Raw genomic sequence first — 1,572 nt, 5'->3', positions numbered from 1 at the left:
CTCTTGAGCGCCACACCCGGACCCGACGTGGAGGTCACGCCCAGAGCGCCGCCATAACTCGCGCCCAGCGCCGCCCCGATCCCGGCGATCTCGTCCTCCGCCTGCAGCGTGGTCACGCCGAAGTTCTTGTGCTTCGAGAGTTCGTGCAGGATGTCCGACGCGGGCGTGATCGGGTACGTCCCGAGCAGCACCGGCAGGTCGGCCCGCTGTCCGGCCGCGACGATGCCGTAGGCCAGCGCCTGGTTGCCGGTGATCTGCCGATAGGTGCCCTTGGGCAGCCGTGCGGGGGCGACCTTGAAGGTGGACGCGAAGCTCTCGGTGGTCTCGCCGTAGTTCCAGCCGGCCCGGAACGCGAGGATGTTGGCCTCGGCGATGTCGGGCTTCTTGGCGAACTTCTCCCGCAGGAACCGCTCGGTGCCCTCGGTCGGCCGGTGATACATCCACGACAGCAGACCGAGCGCGAACATGTTCTTCGCCCGCTCGGCGTCCTTCTTGCTCAGTCCGGTCTCGGACAGTGCGCCACGCGTCAGCGTGGACATCGCCACCTCGTGCACCTGGAACGGCTCCAACGACCCGTCCGCCAACGGATTCGCCGCGTAGCCGACCTTCGTGAGGTTGCGTGTGCTGAACTCGTCGGTGTTCACGATGACCGTGCCGCCGTGCGGAACTTCGGCGATGTTGGACTTCAGCGCCGCCGGGTTCATCACCACCAGCACGTCCGGACGATCACCCGGGGTCAGGATGTCGTAGTCGGCGAAGTGCACCTGGAAGCTCGAAACCCCCAGGACCGTGCCCTGTGGCGCCCGGATCTCCGCCGGGAAGTTCGGCAGGGTTGCCAGGTCGTTGCCGAACGCGGCCGCCTCGGAGGTGAACCGATCCCCGGTCAACTGCATCCCGTCACCGGAGTCGCCGGCGAACCGAATCACCACCCGATCTAGCTGGACCGTGGTGCGGTGCGTGACTGCGGATCCGTTGGTCGTCATCGGCGACTGGAGTCCTCTCTTCCTGCAGCGGTGCGCCCGCGCAGTTCGATGGTGAGGGCGGTGACGGCGTACGCGCACCGGTAGGCGGTACTCCGACTCAGCGCAGCGGTGTACTCGGCACGGAGCCGAGGTAGCGCTCGCCTACCCGGATGTCCGTGATGGCGGAGGTGAAGAGCGTCAGCGCCCGCAGGTCCTCGTGCCGATGGCGTTCCATGACCATCGTGAGGAGTTCGGTCGCTTGAGCCAGCTGCTCATGGTCTTCCTGACTCGTCATGTCTCTCGCCTCCACGTGCCGTGGTGTAAGACCCATGTCACATCACCGAAGGCGTCGCGGTCACGAGTAGCTGCTACCTCACTTCGCCTTGGTGACTACACCGCACGAGGCAAATCGGAATGGCCCGGTGAGCGATAAGGTCGAGCCCCACCATCACCGTGAGTGACGGGCGACTGTGCGGACCAAGTCGGCGGTCCAGCGGTCGAGGATCGTGACACCGGCCTCGGCGGTGGCGGTGGTGGGGTCGCCGAGAACGCCGGTGGGGCTGACCGCGCGGACGCCGCCCGTGCGGAGGCGGTTCATGATCGTGGGAAG

2 protein-coding genes are annotated in these 1,572 nt (G+C 66.9%); both read right to left on the bottom strand.

Annotation, left to right across the window (positions count from 1 at the left end):
• On the bottom strand, positions 1 to 983 hold a 983-nt coding region (locus tag ACRDSQ_RS09075; RefSeq protein WP_431420395.1), incomplete at its 3' end, for a 2-oxoacid:acceptor oxidoreductase family protein.
• Between the two features lie 97 nt (positions 984 to 1,080).
• Positions 1,081 to 1,257, bottom strand: a complete 177-nt coding sequence (locus ACRDSQ_RS09070; protein WP_431420394.1) for a hypothetical protein — start codon at positions 1,255 to 1,257, stop codon at positions 1,081 to 1,083.
• Positions 1,258 to 1,572 lie beyond the last annotated feature (315 nt).

The sequence above is a fragment of the Actinokineospora sp. genome, from assembly GCF_050699995.1.
Lineage (GTDB): Bacteria > Actinomycetota > Actinomycetes > Mycobacteriales > Pseudonocardiaceae > Actinokineospora.
This window is presented reverse-complemented; position numbering and strand designations above follow the sequence as displayed.